Origin of the sequence: Lysinibacillus sp. UBA6686 (assembly GCF_002455205.1) — a bacterium.
Taxonomy (GTDB): domain Bacteria; phylum Bacillota; class Bacilli; order Bacillales_A; family Planococcaceae; genus Lysinibacillus; species Lysinibacillus pakistanensis.
Genome location: NZ_DKJS01000074.1, coordinates 42,551 through 64,514, shown reverse-complemented (window position 1 = coordinate 64,514; position 21,964 = coordinate 42,551). Strand labels below are relative to the sequence as shown.

Annotated in this window: 20 protein-coding genes, 1 other RNA gene and 1 pseudogene; 11 read left to right on the top strand and 11 right to left on the bottom strand. The window is 35.1% G+C overall.

Annotated features, from left to right (window positions below):
* The coding region (locus tag B2R82_RS19760) for a hypothetical protein (protein WP_286926581.1) at positions 1-216 on the top strand (216 nt) is incomplete at its 5' end.
* Positions 217-839: 623 nt separating this feature from the next.
* Here the strand turns inward: B2R82_RS19760 and B2R82_RS19755 are convergent.
* Together B2R82_RS19755 and ssrS are read right to left on the bottom strand one after the other, a co-directional pair.
* Positions 840-1,079: pseudogene (locus B2R82_RS19755) on the bottom strand (IS3 family transposase); the annotation flags it as partial.
* 305 nt (positions 1,080-1,384) lie between these two features.
* Positions 1,385-1,577: non-coding RNA, 6S RNA (gene ssrS / locus B2R82_RS19750), on the bottom strand.
* A 245-nt stretch (positions 1,578-1,822) separates the two neighbouring features.
* Here ssrS and B2R82_RS19745 point away from each other — a divergent pair.
* The 3 genes from B2R82_RS19745 to B2R82_RS19735 all read left to right on the top strand — a co-directional run bounded on the left by B2R82_RS19745 (position 1,823) and on the right by B2R82_RS19735 (position 3,866).
* Positions 1,823-2,161, top strand: a complete 339-nt coding sequence (locus tag B2R82_RS19745; protein WP_286926580.1) for a zinc ribbon domain-containing protein YjdM — start codon at positions 1,823-1,825, stop codon at positions 2,159-2,161.
* Between the two features lie 147 nt (positions 2,162-2,308).
* Positions 2,309-2,839 carry a sigma-70 family RNA polymerase sigma factor gene (locus tag B2R82_RS19740; protein ID WP_286926579.1) on the top strand — a complete coding sequence of 177 codons (531 nt, stop codon included), beginning with the start codon at positions 2,309-2,311 and terminating at the stop codon, positions 2,837-2,839.
* Complete coding sequence (locus B2R82_RS19735) at positions 2,832-3,866, top strand: anti-sigma factor (RefSeq protein ID WP_286926578.1); 1,035 nt, start codon at positions 2,832-2,834, stop codon at positions 3,864-3,866. The genes B2R82_RS19740 and B2R82_RS19735 overlap by 8 nt, the downstream gene beginning before the upstream one ends.
* Positions 3,867-3,912: 46 nt before the next feature.
* Here B2R82_RS19735 and B2R82_RS19730 read toward each other — a convergent pair whose 3' ends face one another.
* The gene (locus B2R82_RS19730) at positions 3,913-4,434 is read right to left on the bottom strand and encodes a zf-HC2 domain-containing protein (RefSeq protein WP_286926577.1); all 522 of its coding nucleotides are present in this window, start codon (positions 4,432-4,434) and stop codon (positions 3,913-3,915) included.
* A gap of 102 nt (positions 4,435-4,536) precedes the next feature.
* Positions 4,537-5,175 (bottom strand): YfbR-like 5'-deoxynucleotidase, encoded by a 639-nt coding sequence (locus B2R82_RS19725; protein WP_283870550.1) that lies wholly within the window; start codon positions 5,173-5,175, stop codon positions 4,537-4,539.
* A 172-nt stretch (positions 5,176-5,347) separates the two neighbouring features.
* Between B2R82_RS19725 and B2R82_RS19720 the strand changes: the two genes are divergently transcribed.
* Positions 5,348-5,788, top strand: a complete 441-nt coding sequence (locus B2R82_RS19720; protein ID WP_286926576.1) for a hypothetical protein — start codon at positions 5,348-5,350, stop codon at positions 5,786-5,788.
* Between the two features lie 35 nt (positions 5,789-5,823).
* On the opposite strand, the gene B2R82_RS19715 is transcribed toward B2R82_RS19720, so the two are convergent.
* From B2R82_RS19715 to B2R82_RS19695, 5 genes are all read right to left on the bottom strand, one after another.
* Positions 5,824-7,668 carry an FtsX-like permease family protein gene (locus tag B2R82_RS19715; protein ID WP_286926575.1) on the bottom strand — a complete coding sequence of 615 codons (1,845 nt, stop codon included), beginning with the start codon at positions 7,666-7,668 and terminating at the stop codon, positions 5,824-5,826.
* Positions 7,658-8,419 (bottom strand): ABC transporter ATP-binding protein, encoded by a 762-nt coding sequence (locus B2R82_RS19710; RefSeq protein WP_286926574.1) that lies wholly within the window; start codon positions 8,417-8,419, stop codon positions 7,658-7,660. Before B2R82_RS19710 ends, B2R82_RS19715 begins: the two co-directional genes overlap by 11 nt.
* Before the next feature lie 100 nt (positions 8,420-8,519).
* The gene (locus B2R82_RS19705) at positions 8,520-9,506 is read right to left on the bottom strand and encodes a sensor histidine kinase (RefSeq protein ID WP_286926573.1); all 987 of its coding nucleotides are present in this window, start codon (positions 9,504-9,506) and stop codon (positions 8,520-8,522) included.
* Positions 9,503-10,192 carry a response regulator transcription factor gene (locus B2R82_RS19700; protein ID WP_286926572.1) on the bottom strand — a complete coding sequence of 230 codons (690 nt, stop codon included), beginning with the start codon at positions 10,190-10,192 and terminating at the stop codon, positions 9,503-9,505. Before B2R82_RS19700 ends, B2R82_RS19705 begins: the two co-directional genes overlap by 4 nt.
* A 123-nt stretch (positions 10,193-10,315) precedes the next feature.
* Positions 10,316-13,354 carry a hybrid sensor histidine kinase/response regulator gene (locus B2R82_RS19695; protein WP_286926571.1) on the bottom strand — a complete coding sequence of 1,013 codons (3,039 nt, stop codon included), beginning with the start codon at positions 13,352-13,354 and terminating at the stop codon, positions 10,316-10,318.
* 305 nt (positions 13,355-13,659) lie between these two features.
* Here B2R82_RS19695 and B2R82_RS19690 point away from each other — a divergent pair, with 305 nt between their 5' ends.
* Positions 13,660-14,685 carry a GGDEF domain-containing protein gene (locus B2R82_RS19690; protein ID WP_286926570.1) on the top strand — a complete coding sequence of 342 codons (1,026 nt, stop codon included), beginning with the start codon at positions 13,660-13,662 and terminating at the stop codon, positions 14,683-14,685.
* A gap of 68 nt (positions 14,686-14,753) precedes the next feature.
* Here B2R82_RS19690 and B2R82_RS19685 read toward each other — a convergent pair whose 3' ends face one another.
* A complete protein-coding gene (locus B2R82_RS19685; RefSeq protein WP_286926569.1) occupies positions 14,754-15,884 on the bottom strand; it encodes a response regulator in 1,131 nt (376 codons plus the stop codon).
* A 52-nt stretch (positions 15,885-15,936) separates the two neighbouring features.
* Positions 15,937-16,125 carry a hypothetical protein gene (locus B2R82_RS19680; protein ID WP_286926568.1) on the bottom strand — a complete coding sequence of 63 codons (189 nt, stop codon included), beginning with the start codon at positions 16,123-16,125 and terminating at the stop codon, positions 15,937-15,939.
* 293 nt (positions 16,126-16,418) lie between these two features.
* Here B2R82_RS19680 and B2R82_RS19675 point away from each other — a divergent pair, with 293 nt between their 5' ends.
* The 5 genes from B2R82_RS19675 to B2R82_RS19655 all read left to right on the top strand — a co-directional run bounded on the left by B2R82_RS19675 (position 16,419) and on the right by B2R82_RS19655 (position 21,843).
* Positions 16,419-17,174, top strand: coding sequence for a LysM peptidoglycan-binding and 3D domain-containing protein (locus B2R82_RS19675; RefSeq protein ID WP_286926567.1), 756 nt, complete (start codon positions 16,419-16,421; stop codon positions 17,172-17,174).
* Between the two features lie 106 nt (positions 17,175-17,280).
* The gene (locus B2R82_RS19670; protein WP_286926566.1) at positions 17,281-17,832 is read left to right on the top strand and encodes a superoxide dismutase family protein; all 552 of its coding nucleotides are present in this window, start codon (positions 17,281-17,283) and stop codon (positions 17,830-17,832) included.
* Between the two features lie 311 nt (positions 17,833-18,143).
* Positions 18,144-19,139, top strand: coding sequence for a TAXI family TRAP transporter solute-binding subunit (locus tag B2R82_RS19665; protein WP_286926565.1), 996 nt, complete (start codon positions 18,144-18,146; stop codon positions 19,137-19,139).
* Between the two features lie 149 nt (positions 19,140-19,288).
* Positions 19,289-19,804, top strand: a complete 516-nt coding sequence (locus B2R82_RS19660; RefSeq protein WP_286926564.1) for a DUF1850 domain-containing protein — start codon at positions 19,289-19,291, stop codon at positions 19,802-19,804.
* Complete coding sequence (locus B2R82_RS19655) at positions 19,801-21,843, top strand: TRAP transporter permease (RefSeq protein ID WP_286926563.1); 2,043 nt, start codon at positions 19,801-19,803, stop codon at positions 21,841-21,843. The genes B2R82_RS19660 and B2R82_RS19655 overlap by 4 nt, the downstream gene beginning before the upstream one ends.
* Positions 21,844-21,964 lie beyond the last annotated feature (121 nt).

Below are 21,964 nucleotides of genomic sequence, written 5' to 3'. Positions count from 1 at the left end.
TTATTTCGACCTGAGCAGATTACGGGCTATCCCGAGCGAAAAACAAATCGACCTGAGCGGATTATGGGCTATCCCGAGCGAATATTATTTCGACCTGAGCGGATTATGGGCTATCCCGAGCGAATATTATTTCGACCTGAGCAGATTATGGGCTATCCCGAGCGAATATCTCTTCACCCTGAGCAGTTTTCGGGTCATAAGATCATTAAATATTAGGTTCTAAATATTTTTTGGGGTATTCACACAATTGCATGCATAAAAAGCACAGATTTGCTATGTATGTTGTTATGGTACATCTAAAGTGCGGATTTATTTATATAGAAAATGGTGAGGAAAAGTGTCAGCAACATACATTTCACCTAAGCCCAATCAAAACTTGGTAGGCGTATTGACCGGCCACATTTCGAGATTAATAAATCTTGGAAGATGCCTACAGGTTATGAGCTAGAGGGCAAATTAAATATGCCTACTAATAGTAAAGGACAAGTACAGTTAATTGTAAGACAGACCGAAGGGGAAGTAAAAGCAGTAAGTTGTTCTAATAAGATGGACAAACAATTCCCTGGAGATTCAAATTGTGAATAAGGAAAAATAAAATTATGAAATTAATAAGGAACTCTCTAATTTATTTTCTAATCGGAGCGATAATTATAAATATTTCTAAGTTTCTTTATAATAAAGACGATTATTATTTTGATAGTAAAGAAACTTTAATGTACGGTATTATTACAATGATGGTATTTTTAATAATGGATTACGTAAGAAATATAAGTAAGTCTCAAAGTAAATAATTTTGTTATATCTAAAAAAAGCCCAGATACGGTAGTGACCCCGTAAAGTTAGAGTTTCCATTGTGCAGCTAATTGGCTGGCTTGAGTTCGGTATTTTACCGGGCTCATGCCGGCCAATTTTTGTTTAATTCGATCGTTATTATAATAATCGATATACTTCTCTATTTTCTTCTATAACGCTTCATAAGAGATTAATTCTTCTCCGTAATACATTTCTTGTTTAAGGAAGCCAAAAAAGTTCTCCATGGTCGCATTGTCTGCAAAGGTTGCTTTACGAGACATACTTTGGATAATCTTGAGAAGGGCTATTAAATCAATGGAGTGTTATTTATTTGGGGGAGTCCAGTACCTTTGGTTATATGAAAAGGATAGTCATTCAGAAATAAGTAGTAGACCAAAAATAGAAAACTGGCTTGAATGGTAGCGAAAGAGGATATAATTAAATGGGGTAATTATTGAAATGAGTTAAATGATATTAAGGATTATTATGAATTTTAACCCCAGTTTAACCCCAACGTTTATTTTGATAAAAAAATCACCCTCCAATAATGGAAGGGTGATTCGCTCAAAGCCTTGTGGCTGTAAGAACAAATTAAAAAGCCGCGTATGCCGTAGTTATTATAGAAAGTTTTAAACCACCACTCCTCAAAGTGGGTGTTCGCAGAAGCTTTCCTGCTTATCCTCATTCACCTTGGTGTGAGGCCCGTCATTCCAACTCCAATAATAAAACTCCCTTTTACAGCTTAAAGGTTAAAACTTAATATTATACGAACAATGCAGCCTTTAAAAATATAATAAGGCATGATAAACAAACTTGCAAGTAAGATGGTTTATGAAAAAAAGTCAATGGGCAAGCATGCCAAATCGTCTTGCTTTAAATAAAAAATAGCCATACGCCCATCTAATTGTTTCATACATTATTCACAAATGCGAACAAAAAAGGCGAACAACCTTTACTTAATAGGACGGGTTATGTAAAGATAGGAGAATATATAGGATTAACCTAGCAAAAAGTAAAGGAGGAAGCGGAAATGGCAGCTTATCCAAATTGTCCGAAATGTAATTCGGAATATACGTATGAGGATGGTGTGAATTTTGTATGTCCTGAATGTGCACATGAATGGAGTGCAGATGTAGCAGAGCAAGAAGCAGATACACTTATTGTAAAGGATGCAAACGGTAACCTACTAGCGGACGGTGATTCTGTTACAATCATTAAGGATTTAAAGGTCAAGGGCAGTTCTTCAACATTAAAAATTGGTACAAAGGTGAAAAGTATTCGTCTAGTTGAAGGTGACCATAACATTGACTGTAAAATTGATGGCTTTGGTGCCATGAAATTAAAGTCAGAGTTTGTTAAAAAAGCATAGTTATTAAAAGAGTCGAGTAAAAAAGAGCTCCATTTTCGGATAATGGATTGCACTTCTAATCGACTCTTTTTTATTTTTTAGTAATTACTGTAACATTTAGAAACGACAGACGTTTTACTTGTGAAATCTATGAAGCGAGGGGGATGCATGGACAGACAACGGAAGAATGAGCTTGAGCAACTTTATCAGGAATATGCGAAATCGTTATATTACTTTCTGCTGAAAATGTCTGGGTCCGTACATATAGCAGAAGATTTAGTACAAGAAACCTTTGTACGAGCTACGGTATCGCTGTCATTTTATAAAGAGGAGGATGTGAGAGCATGGTTGTTTAAAGTAGCACGGAATACGTATTTAGATGAATGGCGCAAGCAAAAAAGAAGAAGGACTATCCCATTTGCCCAATTATTTTGGAAGGATGACATGCTTAGTCCTTATGGTTTGCCTGAAGTTGATATTCTCAAGCAAGAAGTAACGGAGGATATCCAGTCATTATTAAAGTTTTTGCCTGAAAATTACCGCACAATTTTATATTTAAGAGAGTATGAACAATTTACATATCAGGAGCTACAGGAGGCATTGGAGCTAACAGAGGGGCAGGTGAAAATACTGTTACATCGAGCACGTAAACGTTTAGCAGAAATAATCAAAAAGAATGGAGGATTTCAAGATGATTGAGTGGTCGCAGGAAAAAGAGAAAAAAATATTGCAGAAGTACCGTTTTACGTTAACCTTTCGAATATTACGTATATTGCTACTATGTGCTGTTATTTATGGTTTATATATTTTAAGCGTATCAATCATTTTTGAAAAAACACGCCCAGATCGTAAACATATTTATAATTCATTAATGGCTTTAGAATGGCAGCAGCCAAATATAAAAGGACAATATTCAGGTTCATCTGCTGAAATAACACCACTTTTGACGCAAAAATTTAGCTATCCTCTTGTGAAGCAAGTAGGGAAAGAGAACGTAATGGTAGGTGAGATGAGTTTGGATAAAAAAATATTTAATACATCTTCATCGATGAAAATGAACTTAATTTCAAAAAATTCTTCTTCATCTTCGAGCCTGAAATCGACAAATGAATTTGATAAATTTAGCTTCAATTTACCTGAGGATCCTCGAACAGGGAAAGTGACATCATCCCAAATTAACAATGGTGTATGGAAAACGTTAGAAAAATTACCCGAAGGAACAGTTGCAGAACTAGCGTTTTCTACCACAACATTTATGGAGCCTAAAAAGTTGACAAAAATGCTTGAACCATACGATGTGGAAGTTGTCTGGATGCCTATATATACAGGCGAATTCAAATCCTTTGATGCATTTCCAACTGGTGAAGGTAGTGTTAACCTTACCATTTATGATAGTTTCGGGCTATCAGGAGGATTGAAGGTTAGTGATGATTATTCAAAAATTTGGGTAGGTCAAAATTTAACGAATGGTGTTAGAGATAGTCAGCGTGTTATGCTAGAAAATATGGAAAAGCTACTGAACAATGAAAAGAAAAGCTATATCGAGGATTTTCTTGGTTTGTCGTATTTACAAGAGCGTTATGATTATTTAAAAAAGAATGGTTTTCAGGCTTATGGTGCTGTGGTGACAGGACCAACTAAGGAATTATTGAAGCTGAAAAATATAGAAGGCGTATCTAATCAGAAGCTTGGTGATGTTGAGCTTTGGAATTGGGATAACTGGTAATAGAGGGAGTTGTCTCTGACTTTTTTGAGGCAGCTCCCAATTTTCGCTAAAAGCTAATTTTAGTAAACCTACGTAAAAGAATCGCAAATGCAGAACCAATTAGTGCAAAAATGGTATGTAAAAGGGCAATATAGCCTGCACCGATCAACAGGGCCCCAATCTCCGTAAATGAGTAGTTAGTGATATAAAGCGGATTATTTATATTATTTATAATAGCCCATACGAAAACTGGTACAGAGCTGATGGTAAAAACGATCCAAATATTTTTATAAAAAAAGTAAGTTAGACAGCCGAAAATTGCATAGGAAACAACAAAGCTTTTTTGATTGCCTAATAAGGATGAATTAATCGCAAACATAAAGGATAGAACGATAAAAATAATATGAAAAAAGCTGATTGTTCTTTTCATCGGTAAATGATAACTTGTTAACTGCTTTGAAGTGGCTAGCTGACGGCAATGCTCACAATTAGCTAAATGTTGTTCGACAAACTGTATAGTAGCTGCCTGAAGCGCTCGCTTATTATACAAAGGTAATAAATCCTCAACTATTGAACATTCCTGTGACAAAGACTTCCCTCCAATCCTCTTCTTTCATTATAAACTTTTTGAGGAAAATAAAAAAAGCCTTCCGTGAGTTTATTCATTCGGAAAACTTGTACATGCACCTTATTATGTTGAGGTTAATACCTCATTAGTGAGAGCTTGAATATCAATATGTGTCTTTTCCTTCACCGCATCCTTCAAAATTTCAGTACGGAAATAATGTACCGTTGCATCTAGAGGAATGGCTAAAAGCTTAGAAAGGGCTGATTGATACATATAAACAAATTCTTTGTCAGTGTTTCCTCGCTTTAATTCAGCAAAGGCCTCATAAAATTGATCTAGCTTATCGGCAAATTCAAGTAAACGACCCTCCAATGTGCTATCCTTACCCTCCTTCATACGCTCAAAGAAGACGGCTTGAAATTCCTGAGGGATTTCATTAATAATGAATTTTTCCATCATTTTTTCTTCCACATGTGCAAGCATTTGTTTGAGCTCAGGGCTAGCATGTTTTACTGGCGTCTTAATATCGCCTATAAATACTTCAGCAAAATCATGATTAATGGTCTTTTCGTAAAGTGCCTTCCAGTTTACAGTGGCGCCATTCATTTCCTCTAATGTGGCAAAAAACATAGCATATTGTGAAACCTTCCAAGAGTGAGCAGCTACGTTATGCTCTTCAAATTTGAAGCGGCCAGGGCAACGAATAATACGTTCTAGATCATTTAGACTTGTAAAAAATTGATGAATTCCTATAAAAATCACTCCTTTTTGTTCTATAAGTGCATGTTACTATAAACTTTACCCTCTTTGTAAAGATTTCAAACAATTTAACAATGATTCAAGTGGCGTTTACAAAGGATTCACAAATGCTTCTAAAGTCGGGACATGTTGAATGCTATAATGAAGGGGACTGCTAATAAGGGGAGTTTGCATCATGATTTCTATTTATACACTTCTTCTTTATATACATATTGTAAGCGCCATTCTTTCAATTGGGCCATTGTTTGTAGTTTTACCAATTGTTAAGAAAATGAACACTGCGGCTCATATTGAAATGCCACCATATATCGAGGCCTTTAAGGGGGCTATTACCATTGTCAAGCATTCTGGGCATGTTCTTGTTGCGTCTGGCATTTTATTAATGTGGCATGCGGGCTATCATTGGAGTACATCGTGGATAGTCCTAACATTTCTTGTTATGTTGGCTTCTATTGTTTTTTTGGCAAGAGCATTCAAACCAACCTTAAGGACATTTAATACACCCGCCTATGACCAGAAAAAGTTTGCTTTATTGTTACGGCGAAAGGCATGGATGTATATTTGTTTATTGCTAATTATGTTATGGCTAATGGTCGCAAAGCCTGTTCTTTGGTAAAGAAAACGCACTCGTGGAGGAGTGCGTTTTTTGTATTATATGGTGAGCAATCTTTTGAAATAACTCTTACGAATAAATAAGTAACTAATCATGAATAGGGCTAAAAAACTAAGAGAGCTTATCATGGAAACTTGTAAAAATGTGGTTGAAACCATCGCTCGCATGGCAAACAAAGTGATAAATAACATCGTAAGGGCTATAGCAAATGGGACAAATATAAGGATTGCCAGTTCTTTTGAAACAACAGTGAATAATTCCTTTTGAGAAAGGCCGAGCTTGCGTATACTTGCGTATTTTTCCCTTTCCTGTATAAGGGTTGTTTGTAAATAAAAGTATAGTATACTCATAGCCGCACTTAAGAAAATAAGACTCAACATAGAACCGATAAAAAACATCACACTTTTTACAAACATTTCTGAATCATACAAAGCTATTTTGGAAGTGACATAACGATCATCAGGTAAAGATGGTAAATGCTCCATAATTTTATCAGCTAGTTCTGTATGTTCTGTCCAATTAGTTAGCTCAAAGATATAGGTTTGATAAATAGGGAAGCGGATATGGTCATAAAGCTGGTCAGGTACAATAAAATAGGTGTTCTGGAAGCCAGTGGATAACAAGTTTTTTTTATCTATAGATGCAAGCTTTAGATTTTTAAGAATCTGGTCTTTAGGCGTATTTGTTATTGGTTCTAAACCACGATTTCCAGCAACAGCTATAAATTCATCATCATGTAAGCTAATCGATTTATTTTTTAACAAATTATAAGTAGAAACAGACATATAGCCGAGTCGATCCTCTTCATTGGATTTAAATTCTATAAAATATTTCTGGGGATCAATTGTGGATAATTTCTTTTCTAGGTAATCAATATCGTCTTTTACCATATTTAGATCTGCTTTAGGATCAGCTATATATTGAAAGCTATATGGATAGTTTTCTTCACTATCCTTTGCAACATTGTAGTAGGAGCTAAATAAAATACTGGTACATAAAAAGACACCGCTTAATAAAATTGTGATTAAAAACAGCATATTTGCATGAGATTTCATTTTTGCATTCAAATTAGAAATTAGTAGCATATTTGTTTTTCGCACATAGGCTGGCGATTTCTCAAAAGCTTTTAGAAGGAAGCGCATTCCTTGCGATATGATGAGATAAATCGAGCAAAGGAAACTTATGAAAAATATTAAATAGTAAAGAATGCCGAGGCTTTCAACAAAATGATGATTGATTTTTAATAAATAAGCCAGTGTAGCTGAACATATAATACTAATGCCAAATAAATAAGGATGCTTTGGTATAGACTTTTCAATGATAGCGTCACTTTTTAAAAGCTGAATGGAGGCTTCTTTATTAATAAATCGTGTGACAACTTTTGAAATCACTACAAATAATCCAATGAATAATAAAATAGTAAGTACGATTGCTTTTAGAGGAAAATACATACTAAAAGTTTCAGCCTTTAAAACGACTTTGGCCCCCATTAAAAAAAGAGGGGTAATAACAAGACCAAAAACAATTGCTGTTATTATTGCCAAAGCACCTATTAAGATATTTTCACGAAAGATGAGTGTGCGAATTTGCTTCATAGATGCCCCAGTTATCATAAAAATCCCAAGTGTTTTTGTTTTTTTCTTTAAAAATGCCATGATCGAGTAAGTAATATAGATAAATGAAAACAAATAGACGAGCATACTGGCCAATAGTAGTGATATGCCAAGTGTTGAATCTGGATCTAAGCTATTTAAACTTGGATGAAATGCAATGATTGTAAAGAGAAAGAAAATAATGATTGAAAATACGCTACTAAGGAAATAGGAAATATATGTCCACTTATCACGCAAAATATTTTGCACAACGATATGATTAAAGCTCATGCTGTCCACCACCTAGAAATGCGAGTGTATCCATAATTTCCTGATAAAACTGCTTGCGATTATGACCACGATGAATTTCGTTATATAATTTACCATCCTTAATGAAAATAATCCGACTGGCGAAGCTTGCAACATATGGATCGTGTGTCACCATTAGAATGGCAGTATTTAATGCTGTATGAATAGAACTAAATAAGTTCATCACATCGTTTACAGCTTTGGAGTCAAGATTGCCTGTAGGCTCATCTGCCAATAATAAAGTTGGTTCATGAATAACTGCTCGTGCAATGGCTACTCGCTGTTTTTGTCCACCAGAAATTTCATAAATCCTTTTTGATAGTAGCTCTTCAATACCAAGAAATTGAGATACATTTTTTAGGCGTTGGTTCATTTTATCAGCAGGTAAACTATCCAATGTTAGTGGTAATAATATATTTTCCTTCACGGTTAATGTGTGGACAAGATTAAAATCCTGAAATACAAAGCCTAATTCTTTACGGCGAAATTTAGCAAGCTCATCGTCATTTAATGTATATGGATTTCTACTGTTTATAAGGATTTCTCCGGCAGTAGGACGATCAATTGTGGACACACTATTTAAAAATGTTGTTTTTCCGCTTCCTGAAGGCCCCATAACTGCTACGAATTCATTTTCTTCAAGCTGAAAATTGATACCATTCAATGCTCTATAGGTGATTTCTCCGATATATTCTTTTTGTAGATTGGACACTTGTAGGATACTGTTTCCCATCTTCAACAACTCCTTACTTTAATTGAATAGCTCTATTATAAAAAAGGAGAAGTCATATACCTATTTAGCTATATGACGTCAATATGACAAAGTTGTCATATTACTTTTTTACGCTATTTGAAAAATCAATGGTAAAGGTTGTGGTATTGTTTAGAGATAGTAAAGCGAAAGGGTGCTCTAAAGAGGTTAGTATCTTCTTCACTAAATAGAGGCCAATCCCTGTTGCTTCACCACCCATTCGTCCTTTTGCACCTGTATAAAATAAATCAAAGACTCGGGAAATCTCGCTCTCAGGAATGGTCTCTCCCTCGTTTTTAATTTGTAAAATAGCATTGTCATACATGATTTGAATGGAGCTTTCAGAATCCCCATATTTAATAGCGTTATTGAGAATTTGATAGAGCGTAATTTTTAACCATTTCTGGTCTGAGTAAATAATAGGGTTGTCGTTGAATAATATTTTAGGAAAAATTTCCTTAGCGATGAAATAATCCTTTAAATCGTTGATTACCTCCTGAACCAGTTCCTTTAATAGGAGTGCTTCAATTTTTAAATCCGCAGCAAGATGGGAAGTACGTTCATAACTGAGTAGTTGGTTGAGGGTAAATGTCATCTTGTCACATTCATTCTTAATAATCTGCCGCTCGGATGGATTATTTGCAGCAGCATTAGGATTAGATTGAATAATCAATTGAATCACCGATAGGGGTGTTTTCATCTGATGGGCAAAATGAGATAACACAAGCTGTCTTTCATTTCCTTGTTCTTCAAGTAGTTGCTGCTGAGTTAAATATAAATGCTGCATTTGACGTAGCTTTGAGCTATAGGCTTGCTCAATCCAAGCTTGAGGTTCAAATAAATGTAAATCATTATGTGTGAGGGTGTCATTTTGTAAATGGGCATACAATTTCCTTCTACGAAAATAACGACCAACTAGCCAAATCGTAAATAAGAAGCTAACTAGAAAAATAAAATAGAAATAGTGCGATGATAAATCATCCAATACCTGTATTAACCAAGGAAGAAATAGAAAGCTTATAGCGTAAAGGATAATGACACTTGCATGATCTCGAAAAAAAAGTTTCATTCTTCTACCTCCACTAATTGGTAGCCGAGCCCACGAATGGTTTTAATTGCTAGTGAAGATTGAATGACTTCAAATTTTTTACGTAGACGGCCGATGTTCACGGATAAGGTGTTCTCCTCAACAAAGGTTTCATCATCCCAAATGGCACTTAACAGCTCTTGACGAGTAACAACATTCGGATATGAATCAAATAGTAACTTGCAAAGTTGCATTTCTTTTAATGTTAATAAGCTCTCCTGCTTTGCTGTTTGAAGACGAACAGTATCAGTATTTAAAGTTGTATTTGCAATGGTGATGATAGAAGAGTCAGAAGAAGCATATTCTCCATATGTACGACGGATAAGACCATTCACTTTTGCCATAAACACATCAAGTGAAAAGGGCTTAGTCATAAAATCATCTGCACCATTTTCTATACCGTAAACTTGATCTATATCGTGAATACGCGCTGATACAATGATGATCGGACATGTGGAAAGCTGGCGGATTTTCCGTGACCAAAAATAGCCATCATAGGTTGGTAGGTTAATATCCATAACCACAAGATGGGGTTGAATAGCCTGAAATTCTTCTACAATATGATGGAATTGCTGGACAGTATAGCATTGAAATTGATATTTTGTTAATTGCTCCGTGATTAGCCTTGAAATATTAGCATCATCTTCGATTATGTAAATTTTGTACATAGTATCGACCTTTCTTTAGTTACCTTCTTTTATTGTACCCTGATTTTTTAAAATCTATGTAACTCTACATTATAAAGAAGAGCCACCACAAATCCAATTGAGAGTGTGGTGGCCCTTTTAAAATTAATTTTTGGGAATGCGGAAAGATATAGTTGTTCCTTTATTAAGTGTACTTTCAATGTGCAATCTTTGTCCATAAATCCTTTTTAGGCGTAAATCCGTATTACGGATACCTATGCCAGAGTTAGTACTTTTATGATCGTTACCTGATTGTAATTCATGTAAGATGGTCGGATCTATACCAACACCATTATCAATAACACTTATTGCTACAAAATCAGGACCATCTTTAATACGAATACAGACTGTTCCGCCCTTTTCCTGTTTTAATACGCCATGACGTATTGCATTTTCTACTAAATTTTGAATGGAGATAGGGGGAATATCAATATTTATAGGACTATCAATATCCCATTCGACATGTAGTAGTTGCCCAAAGCGCTGTTGTTCAATATAGAGATACGAGTTTACTAGCTCTAATTCTTCCTTAAGCGGAACAACTCGCTGCAGATTTCGCACATCAAAGCTTGCATGGAGATATTCACCAAAATGATGCAATAAGTTAATCATACGATCCGTATCGATGGTACTAAGTGATGCAATTGTATTTAAAGTATTAAATAAAAAGTGTGGTTGTATTTGGGCTTGTAGCCAAGCAGTCTCCAGTTGCAATTGTTGATGGATGCTATATTTGAGATCGATCAAAGCGCGGCTTCGAACCTTTAATTCAAGAGCATTAATAGGTTTTGTCACATAATCATTTGCCCCATGTGCAAAGCCAATGTAAACATCTTCCGGATATTTTCGAGCTGTTAATAATAATATTGGTAATTCGAGTAAGGAATAATGCTCTCGCATCATCTCAATTAATGCATAGCCAGAGATATAGGGCATCATGGCATCAATTATAACTAAATCCCAATCGCTGTCCTTTAAAGCAGCTAAAGCCATTTCACTGCTAGTTACAGTTTTAACAGCATACTCGGTTGATGCAAATAAACTTCGCATTATTGTTAAATTTACAGGATCATCATCAACCATTAAGATTTTGAATTGTTTTTCTGTTATAGAGTCCAGCATTTTTTCTTCTGCTGGAACTTCTGTAATCTCATGCTTTAAAGAGTTATGCTGATCCTTTACGTTTTCCATTGCTAAAGGCAAAGTAAAATAAACATCAGATCCTTTGTTAGGAATAGAATGTATTTTCAATGTGCCTCCATGTAATTCAATAAGCTTTTTAGAAATTAATAAACCAAGCCCAATTCCATCATCATTTTCGCTTCCCTGCTCGTATGGGGAAAATAGCCGACTTTGAATCGAATCATCCATGCCTAAACCAGTGTCTTGAATATGGATAACAGCCATATTTTTTTCTATATATGCACTAATTTCAATAGAGCCAGCATCTGTATATTTAATAGCATTATGTAAAAGATTAAAAAGAATTTGGATTAAGCGCTTTTCATCAGCAAGTATAGTAGGAAATGATTGAGCAATAGTAGAATTCATGTGAATTTGCTTTCCATTTGTAATAAACCTTAGCATATCAAAAACCCCATATACAGCGCCTTGGATGCTAATAACTTTTTTATGAAGATGTAGATTTCCTTCTTTTAAGCGAGTGTAATCCAGTATGTCATTTAATGTAAAGGACATACTTCTCCCAATATCAATGAGATACTTAAGATTTTCCTGATCCTCAGCCACTAGCTTATTATTAGGATTATCATAAATGGACTGTCCTAAAGTAATCATTTTATTCATAGGATCCCACAGCTTCTGTGAACTACTTGATAAAAACTCATCCTTTAATTCATCATCCTTTTGTAATTTAGCCACTAAATCTTTAATTTGCTCTGTATTTTCAAAAAAACGTTTAAACCAGTAACCCGAAAAACCGAGCATGATAAATAAATAGTCTAATGGATAAACCGGTATATCAAAAACATATATAGATTTAATAAGCCCCCAGATAACGCCATTTGTTGTACTAAGAGCTGTTAGGGCAATAAAGACAGAGCTCTGTGTTTGATTTTCAATGTACTCTCTTAACGCGAATGCGACTACAAATAAAAATGAAGTAGCATAAAGAATAAAGAACAGCAAGTTTGATATGTACAGCCATTTAATAGGTAAAAGTACAATCAATAGAGCTCCTAAAGCATATAAATGAAAGAACAGCTGAAAACATTTTGCATAACGATATTTGACTAGTAAAATACGCATAAATTGGACAAAGAAAAAAGAAGCCCCTAGATAAATGACTGACGATAGTTTAAATGACCAAGCATACTCTAAATGTAACCAATCTAACATAGAGCGATCAAAGGTTATTAACTCATCGGCTAAAGGCAATAGAAAGCCAATGGTGAACAGTAATACAATAGGTTTTCGATAAATAAATAAAAACACTAAAATGCTGAAGAGTGCGAATATGATGAGCATAATTGAAATAGTCGCAAGAGATAGCTTGGTTACCTGTTGATGATGTATCATAGCTGATGCCGAGCTAAATAAAACTCTTTTACTAATAGTAGGACTTTCTGATGTATCAAAATTAGATACGTGTAGTACTAGGTCCATTTCAGATTGCTCATTTGTAAAATAAATAGTATAAGGGGCAGCTTGACCTCTATGGCTTTGTGGGTTAGAAGCAACTTTGCCTGATTGCCCAACCAATTTACCATTAATATATAATGCTGAAGCTGTAGATACAGCTGGAATTCGAATAGCGTAATGGTTATCTTTAGCTGCATTCGTATTAAGTTGAATTTTTAAACGATATGTACCGTAGCTTTGTGCTATTTTCCCTGCATCTTTTATAGGAATCGTCCTATTAACGCTGGAAGAATAAGTGAGTGTATGATCGTTAATGGTTAGGGGATCTACTAAATCTGGATAATAGAGCCATTCTCCATTGAGATGAAGAACTTCATCTTCAGGTAACTGCTGATGTCGAATATCAAATATTCCTTCATGGGCGACAGGCTGATTACTAGAAGGAAGAAAATATGATAGCCATAGTAGGCGAAGAATGGTCAGAGCAATAAATATTAAAACAATAGTAAGTACACGACTAGCGGTATTTTTAAACAGTGACATAAGGACCTCCTAAATGGTCTTCTGAATAAGAAAAAGGACTATATTTACCATGCCATGAAAATCAGAAAATGGAAATAATTAATTCTCTTAAAGAATACTTTAAGATATAAAGATGTTCACAATGTCTTAAATATAGTTCTTTTTGAGTTTCATTATATTTCTAAAGTCGGTTAAATTTAATTAATTGTTAAGTATTTTTTAAGAACTATGTCGTATGATGATGGAATAAATATATCAATTTTTATGAGTAAAAACATAGATAAGATTTAACGAAAAAATCATCTCAATGGGAGAAATGATCTATTGTGGGTAAATACAAGTTAAAGTTATCGTTTGTTATTGTGAGTATGATAATCATCGTTGTACTTGCGACATCTGGTGTTAGTATTTGGAGCAGCTATCGAAATTTTAACGACATTCTTATGCAAAATAAAAACACGATGCAAGAGAATTATGTAAAGGAACTTTCGGCCATGACCGAAAACTATATACAGGAAAGTTTAAATGACCCTAATCAAGCACAGTCCATAGAACATAATATGGAGCAACTGGTTGGTAAAATACATGATGAAAATACCATTTCATTTAGCACCTTTTTCAAAAGTATGATTGTTCCTTTATTCATTTTGTTTGTAATTATTTTGATAGTAGCAATATGGATTGCTTTAAAAATTGTACGACCTCTCCAAAAACTTTCTACTAGTGTAGAAAGAGCGGAAGGGGTTCAAGAGCTTGAAGTGATTAATGATTGGTATGATGAAGTGCGATCGTTAAAAGAAGTAGTAGAGAACGTTGTAATTCTTTCAGAAAGTAAAATATCTGACTTAACAAATCAGCTAAATTTAGACTCTTTAACAGGAATTCCTAACCGTAGAAAGATGGATCAAATTTTAAATGAATTAATTTTTAATAGAGTACCCCATGCAATAGTCTTAATAGATTTAGACGACTTTAAAAGTATAAACGATACATATGGTCATACTATGGGGGATGAGGTTTTAAAATCCTTTGCTAATCATATGCAGAACAACATTGGTAAACAGGGGATGTGCTTTCGCTATGGTGGGGAAGAGTTTATGGTCATATTACCGTCCGCTACAGTTGATATCGCTATTGAAATAGCTGAAAATCTCAGAATAAAGCAGGCTTTGCTAGATACCGCATGTGGACGGCCGGTAACATTGTCTGCAGGTATTACGGCTTTTACAACAAACATTATGAATCCGAATCAATTAATCTCCATTGCAGATCAGGCATTATATAAAGCAAAACAATCAGGCAGAAACTGTACCTGTGTCGTTGATGAGCTATCAGAAAAAATAATCAAATAAAAAAACGCAAAAAATAAAAGTATGCTATAAGTTACATCTAGCATACTTTTTTATATGAATAATAGTTGTTATAATTCCTGTGATAGCGCATTAAAAAGCTCCGTTGTTTCTTGATTTGGTAAAATTTCAAGATCCTTTAACAAGGTATCTCTAAATTTATTGTAAATTTTTACAGCACTTGCTCGATTATCTATATCGATATAGTGTTGCATAAGTTGTTGAATAGTTTTATCAGAATATGGATTATGTTCAAACGCTAAGAGTAAGACATGTTCTCGCTTTTTTACGTCATTTATGGCTGTATAATGGCCCTCAAGATTATGCAGCAAAAGCGTAAACTGGTTATTCATATAATTGGCTTTACTAATAATCCACGGATAATCTAGTGTAGCCATGTATTCGCCTTGATACTTTTGTATAAGTGCCTCAGCCTTCTCAATATTGAGCCTTCCACTCTCCATTTTCTCATTTAAGATCTGCTCTAAGTCATAAGCATCACATTGGAAATCTTCAAGCTGTAAAATATAACAGCCATTTGCATACTGAATCACATCTAAATAGCCTAATGTAGAGAGTGTTGTACGGAGATATGAAACGGTTGTATGCAATTGCACCCTGGCTTTCTTATAGTCTGTCTCAGTCCATAAAGCATCAATTATAGTATCACGAGGAATGAGGTTATTAAGATTAGAAAAAAGAAAGGCAAATAACTCCTTTGTTTTAACCGTTCTCCAAAGTACGGTTTTATCATCATAGGAGACAACGAAACCTCCAAAACATTGAATAGTCAATAAAGATTTTTGTTGATCTACTACAGGAAGTGATTTCTTTTCTTGTTGGAAGAGTGCTTGGATTCTATTAATAGTTGTCTCTAAGCGAGCTTTTGAAATAGGCTTTAATAAATAATCAAGTGAGTGAATTTCAAATGCTTGAATTGCATAATCACGATATGCTGTGACGAAAACGATATAGATGTTTGGATTCCATTCTTGAAGAAGATGTGCAACCTCTAAACCGTTCATGCCAGGCATTTCAATATCTAAAAATGCTACTTGAAAGGATAGGTTTGGTCCTTCAGCCATCAATTCTTTTACAGTTGTAAAAGTTTTAATAACCTCTATTGAATCAAACTCCTCTAACTTTTTCTCCATGTTTATAAGAGCTAATGGCTCATCGTCCATAACAATTACTCGAATCAAAAAGGGCACCAACTTTCAGATGTTTTTAACCTAAATCGAAAATGAGGATAGGTTAATATGAAATTTCTATCACGGTTCCTTTGTACATTCGATTGTTAGAAAGCTGTTGAGATTTATTGACAATCAATTTGACAATGATTAACAAGGTCATATTTAAATGGAGTGCGTCTCGCATTGCGTGTGGTAGTCTATCTTTTTGCAGCTTTAGCTCCTTAGAAACCAATATCGAATAAGTCTCCATCCTACATTCCTCCTTTCCTCTATTATCGGATGAAAACATTGTTTTTCCAACATTTAAAAGATGTGAATCATTAACATTTGTTTTAGTTTTTATCCCATAAAATTGTGTTATCTGCTAAATATATGATCGGTATTGTATATTTTTCTGTTTTTATAGTAATAATTTGTAATATCAGGTCCATTGTCCTGAGTTATTAAACGCATTCTCTAGCATCGATTGCATAGAAGAGCCTATCTCTAGCGTGCTAGCACCAGATTGCAAAAAAATAATAAAATATGGAGGTAATATGAAATATGAAAAAACAAGCATTTGTATTAGCTGTGGCATTGACCTTTAGTCTAAGTGTATTTACGGGTTCTTCCTCTGCTGAGGAAATAGACAGGGTTCAAATTGGCAACACACTTTGGGGAATCTCAAAAGTTTTTAATTTATCTATAGAAGAATTACAGCAAATAAGTGAAATAGATTCGACATGGATATATCCAGAGCAAACTTTAAGCATAGTTAAGGGTGATGAGAAGCCTAAGGATCAACATCTTATTGAAAAAGGTGATACTTTATTTAATATTGCACTCACAAATAATGTAACGATTGCAGAATTAAAGGAATGGAATAATCTCTCATCTGACTTAATTTTTGCAGGGGAGCAATTAGCCATTAAGGCGTCAGCCGCAAAGCCAAAAACAAAACCAACCGTAAATAAAGTACAAAAGCCAGCAACAACTACAAAAGGGGGAAGTGCCGCAACAAAGGGGACAGGTAAAACATTAACGATGCGTGCAACTGCTTATACTGCATATTGTGAAGGCTGTTCAGGTATTACGGCAAATGGTACAGATATTCGATCTAATCCAAATTTAAAGGTAATTGCTGTAGATCCAAGGGTTATTCCTCTAGGCACAAAGGTTTGGGTTGAAGGTTATGGGGAGGCAATCGCGGCAGATACTGGCGGTGCCATTAAAGGCAATAAAATTGATGTCTTTATCCCTTCAGAGGGACAAGCCCGGAAGTGGGGCGTCAAGCAGGTAACAGTGAAGGTTTTAAATTGATGTCAGGAAAAGGGATATCTCATTGGAGATGTCTCTTTTATTTTTTTGAGGAACCGCATAAGTGTAAGGATTGTTGGGAACCATCAAAATAAAGGAGGTAATTAATATGAAAAAAATAAGCTTGGTATTTATGTCTTTATTGGTGTTTGTCGGGGGCTGTGGTTTTTTTGAAAAAAAGGAAGAGAAAGTCGCGGTTAATGCTAAATCCCCACTGACAGCAACCGCAAAAGTAATTGGTAAAGATAATGAAAGCTATGGAAATGCGTATTTTCAAGAAGAGGATAATGGGGTTATGATGACGCTAGCGTTATCGGGATTGCCACCAGGGACGCATGGAATTCATATACATGCAGTTGGGAAATGCGAACCGCCAACCTTTGAATCTGCTGGACCACATTTTAATCCAACATCTAAAGAGCACGGGAAGCTTAATCCAAAAGGCTATCATTTAGGAGATCTTCCAAATTTAGAAGTTGGTGATGATGGCAATGTGGATTTGAATTTTTTAGCTGAAGGGCTGACACTAGAAAAAAATGCGGCTAATTCGTTGCTAAACGGGGAAGGTACAGCCTTAGTTATCCATGAATCCGAAGACGACTATAAAACAGATCCTGCTGGTAATTCTGGTGCAAGAATTGCTTGTGGAGTCATTCAATAATAGTGAGTACTGTATCTGAAGGCAATTGCTTTAGGTACAGTATTTTTTTGAAATGGTAATTAAAAAATAGAAGCTATTTCTGCATTTTTATACATATACATTTCGTTTTATTTTAAAGCGGAATTTATTAAGGTAGTAATTTATTGTTTAATAGAGAATATTTCGGGGTAATAGAGATATGATTAGAATTGGTTTGAAAAATGATTGTATTTTTCAAAAATACTGAATTTACCATAAATAGATTGACATTATTATACTAAATTTGATAATTTTAAATAGATTCTTAAATATAACCAAGGGGGAAGGTTACTATGAAGAAAAAGCGCTTTAATCTATTTCTGCTCTTAACAGCATTTGCACTCTTAATTCTGGCTGCATGCGGGGCCGATGGCGGAACAGGTACCAAGGATAAGGATAATTCGGCATCTTCTGACAAGCCAGCATCCGACATTAAACTAATGAGCTTACTTACAGGTGGAACACAGGGAACTTACTATGCATTAGGTGGAACATTTGCTGATTTTATTACTACAGAAACAGGTATTAAAACTACTGCTGAGGTATCACAAGCCTCTGCTGCAAACATGAATGCATTGGAAGCGGGCAAAGGTGAGATTGCATTTGTTCAAACAGATATTGCTTATTATGCTACTGAAGGAAAGTTAATGTTCAAAAAGAAAATTGATACAATTGCGGCTTTAGGTGCTCTTTATCCAGAGACGGTACAACTAGTTACAACTGAGGCATCTGGAATAAAATCATATGCAGATTTAAAAGGAAAAAAGGTATCTGTAGGTGCACCAGGGTCTGGAACTTATGCAAATGCTGAACAATTACTTGAAGTTCATGGACTAACAATGAATGATATTAAAGCTCAAAACCTCGATTTTGGGGAATCCACAGATGGTCTTCAATCAGGTCAAATTGATGCAGCATTTATAACAGCTGGTACACCAACAGCGGCAGTTGAGGCATTAAATGCCACGACGAAAGTAAATATTATCGGTGTAGATCCTGGTAAAGCAGATGTATTAATTGAGAAATATCCATACTATGCAAAAGATACAGTAAAGGCTGGAACTTATGGTATTGCTAAGGATACTGAAACAGTGTCTGTTCTTGCAATGCTTGCAGTGAGGAAAGATCTCTCAGATGATGTTGTTTATTCAATGACAAAGGCTATTTATGATAACGCAGGTAAAATTTCCCATCCAAAAGGAGCATTCATCAAAGCAGAAACTGGTTTAGCTGGTATTAGTATTGATGTTCACCCAGGTGCACAAAAGTACTTTGATGAAAAGAAATAATGTATTAGCTAACAATCATCACTTATAGTGAGTGAAAAGTAATTTCAGCAAATATAAAGAGGCTCGGGTTGCGTAAAGCTTCGGGTCTTTTTTCTTACTTTAAATCATGGTGAAAAGTCAATAGCTTTTTAAGTGGAGGAACAAATGTTGTGCGACAGAGGAAAGTACTTATAGTTTTTGCTATTTTATGTAGTATCTTATGCCTAGTTATTTTTCTCCCCTTCCAAAAGGTATTCGCATTTACGGAAACGCGCACTGTGCATCCAATACTGCATTATATACCACTAACAACTGAGGAGACCTTTCAAATTAGATACACTCATTCTATTCATAAATCGGATGTGCTAGAACATTATCAATACATAGGTGGGAAGCGTATTCAAATGGTAGGAATGGAGTATGAAGATTTAGCAATTGGTATGCCGAGCTATGCTGAGGAGAATCAAATATTTACAGAACATGACGGTAAATATTATTTACAGTTTAACAACGAAATTATCGACAATTTTACGATATTAATTGGTGATTTAGATTTAGATCTTGTGTTGATATACGAGCACTATGAATATGATTTAAAAAAAGATTTACAAAGGGGTAGTTCTTATTTATTTGAGGTGAAGCGTTTATCACTTTATGAACAATGGAAAGGAGTAAGGATGAGATGACAAAACAGCAAAAATTAGAAGACAAAGAAAAAGTAGAAGAATTCGAACAAATATCTGCTGAGGAGCAGCAAGCAATCCTTGAGAAATACGATATAGAATCGAATGTACGAACAATTACTGGCATCATGAAGCATGTCATTTTCTTTGGACTATTAGCATTTTCATTGTTTCAATTATACACAGCAATCTTTGGTCAATTTCCAGCTCAAATACAGCGTACAATTCATTTAGGATTTGGTTTAACACTTATTTTCTTGCTGTTCCCTGTTCGGAAAAAAGCGGCGAAGCATAAAATCGCATGGTTTGATTATATTTTAGCAATCTTATCCATTTTAGTAGGTTCCTATTGGACTATCAATTACACGGAGCTTGTTAATAGTAATGGAACGATTACACAAATAGATTTTATAGTTGGGATAATTGCTGTTGTATTGGTTCTTGAGGCAGCTCGTCGTGCAGTTGGATTGCCAATTACAATCATTGCAGTTGTGTTTTTGATCTATGCGTACTTTGGTCCATATTTTCCTTCATTTATGGCACATAGAGGTCAAGATTTAGAGAGTATCGTTAATCTTATGTATTATACGACTGATGGTATTTTTGGTACGCCAATTAGTGTTTCTGCTACATTCATCTTTGTATTCTTACTGTTTGGTGCTTTTCTAGTAAAGACGGGAGTAGGGCAATATTTTAATGATTTGGCAGTAGCTCTTGCAGGTAAATTAATTGGGGGACCTGCTAAAGTAGCGGTGTTTTCCAGTGCGTTACAGGGGACAATTTCGGGAAGTTCTGTTGCGAATGTTGTAACATCAGGTTCATATACAATTCCTATGATGAAAAAGCTTGGGTATCGAAAAGAGTTTGCGGGTGCAGTTGAAGCAGCGGCCTCTACAGGTGGTCAGTTAATGCCACCAATTATGGGTGCAGCAGCATTTTTAATGGTAGAATTTATTGGACGTGGCATAACATATTGGGATATTGCGAAGGCAGCTGCAATACCTGCGCTGTTGTATTTTACAGGTATTTGGATTATGACGCATTTTGAGGCAAAGCGTGTAGGGTTAAAGGGTTTACGTGATGATCAAATGCCAAATCGACGAGAGGTATTTAAGAAAATTTATTTGCTGTTACCAATTATCGCGATCATCATATTAATGCTAACAGGTACACCAGTGATGCGTGCTGCTCTCTACGGCATTATTATTTCTATAGGTGTAGCAATGTTTAATAAAGAAACACGATTAAAGCCAAAAGATATTATTGATGCACTAGTTGAAGGAGCACGTACAGCTCTTGGTGTAGTAGCAGCAACTGCCTGTGCAGGTATTATCGTTGGTGTTGTAGTAAAAACAGGCTTAGGCTTAAGTCTCGCAAATAGTTTAGTATCATTAGCTGGAGGTAGCATTATTTTAACACTAATTTTTGTTATGATTGCCTCATTAATACTAGGAATGGGGGCTCCTACAACTGCAAACTATGTCATAACATCAACAATTGCTGCTCCTGCAATCGTAGCTTTATTATCACCGAACACACCACAGGAATTGGTGCCAGTAGTTATCTTATTATCGGCTCATTTCTTTGTGTTCTATTTCGGCATTATTGCTGATATAACACCACCAGTAGCACTCGCAGCCTTTGCGGCCTCGGGTATTTCTGGAGGAGATCCTATTAAAACAGGTGTAAACTCAGCCAAGCTTGCCATTGCAGCGTTTATTATTCCTTACATGATTGTCTTTTCACCGGCGTTACTAATGATTGATACTACGATACCGCAAATTTTATGGGTCGTATTTACTGCAATTACTGGTATGGTAGCGATTGGAGCAGGGGTAATCGGTTACTGGTATCGTAAAATGCTTTGGGTAGAACGTTTGATAGCAATTGCTGCTGGTCTATTACTAATCTATCCAGAGAAATTCTCAGATTGGGCAGGGTTAGCGATTTTTATCATATTGTTTATCATTCAGTTTATAACACAGCATAAAGACATTCCTGGCAAAAGGGACAAGAATGATACTAGTGTGACAGCGTCTTAAATACTTAATGAAATTTAACAGGAATCTGCTGATTATTATAGGGATTAAACCATTGTATAAGGTTTATTTTCCCTATAGTTTTCATGTAGATTCTTTTTTTACTTTCTGAAAAATCTTTATC

Bases quoted from the DNA above. Each gene is read 5' to 3' on its own strand.
- B2R82_RS19745 (WP_286926580.1), top strand. From the start codon at position 1,823: ATGGCAGCTTATCCAAATTGTCCGAAATGTAATTCGGAATATACGTAT.
- B2R82_RS19740 (WP_286926579.1), top strand. From the start codon at position 2,309: ATGGACAGACAACGGAAGAATGAGCTTGAGCAACTTTATCAGGAATAT.
- B2R82_RS19735 (WP_286926578.1), top strand. From the start codon at position 2,832: ATGATTGAGTGGTCGCAGGAAAAAGAGAAAAAAATATTGCAGAAGTAC.
- B2R82_RS19720 (WP_286926576.1), top strand. From the start codon at position 5,348: ATGATTTCTATTTATACACTTCTTCTTTATATACATATTGTAAGCGCC.
- B2R82_RS19715 (WP_286926575.1), bottom strand. From the start codon at position 7,668: ATGAGCTTTAATCATATCGTTGTGCAAAATATTTTGCGTGATAAGTGG.
- B2R82_RS19710 (WP_286926574.1), bottom strand. From the start codon at position 8,419: ATGGGAAACAGTATCCTACAAGTGTCCAATCTACAAAAAGAATATATC.
- B2R82_RS19705 (WP_286926573.1), bottom strand. From the start codon at position 9,506: ATGAAACTTTTTTTTCGAGATCATGCAAGTGTCATTATCCTTTACGCT.
- B2R82_RS19700 (WP_286926572.1), bottom strand. From the start codon at position 10,192: ATGTACAAAATTTACATAATCGAAGATGATGCTAATATTTCAAGGCTA.
- B2R82_RS19695 (WP_286926571.1), bottom strand. From the start codon at position 13,354: ATGTCACTGTTTAAAAATACCGCTAGTCGTGTACTTACTATTGTTTTA.
- B2R82_RS19680 (WP_286926568.1), bottom strand. From the start codon at position 16,125: ATGGAGACTTATTCGATATTGGTTTCTAAGGAGCTAAAGCTGCAAAAA.
- B2R82_RS19675 (WP_286926567.1), top strand. From the start codon at position 16,419: ATGAAAAAACAAGCATTTGTATTAGCTGTGGCATTGACCTTTAGTCTA.
- B2R82_RS19670 (WP_286926566.1), top strand. From the start codon at position 17,281: ATGAAAAAAATAAGCTTGGTATTTATGTCTTTATTGGTGTTTGTCGGG.
- B2R82_RS19665 (WP_286926565.1), top strand. From the start codon at position 18,144: ATGAAGAAAAAGCGCTTTAATCTATTTCTGCTCTTAACAGCATTTGCA.
- B2R82_RS19655 (WP_286926563.1), top strand. From the start codon at position 19,801: ATGACAAAACAGCAAAAATTAGAAGACAAAGAAAAAGTAGAAGAATTC.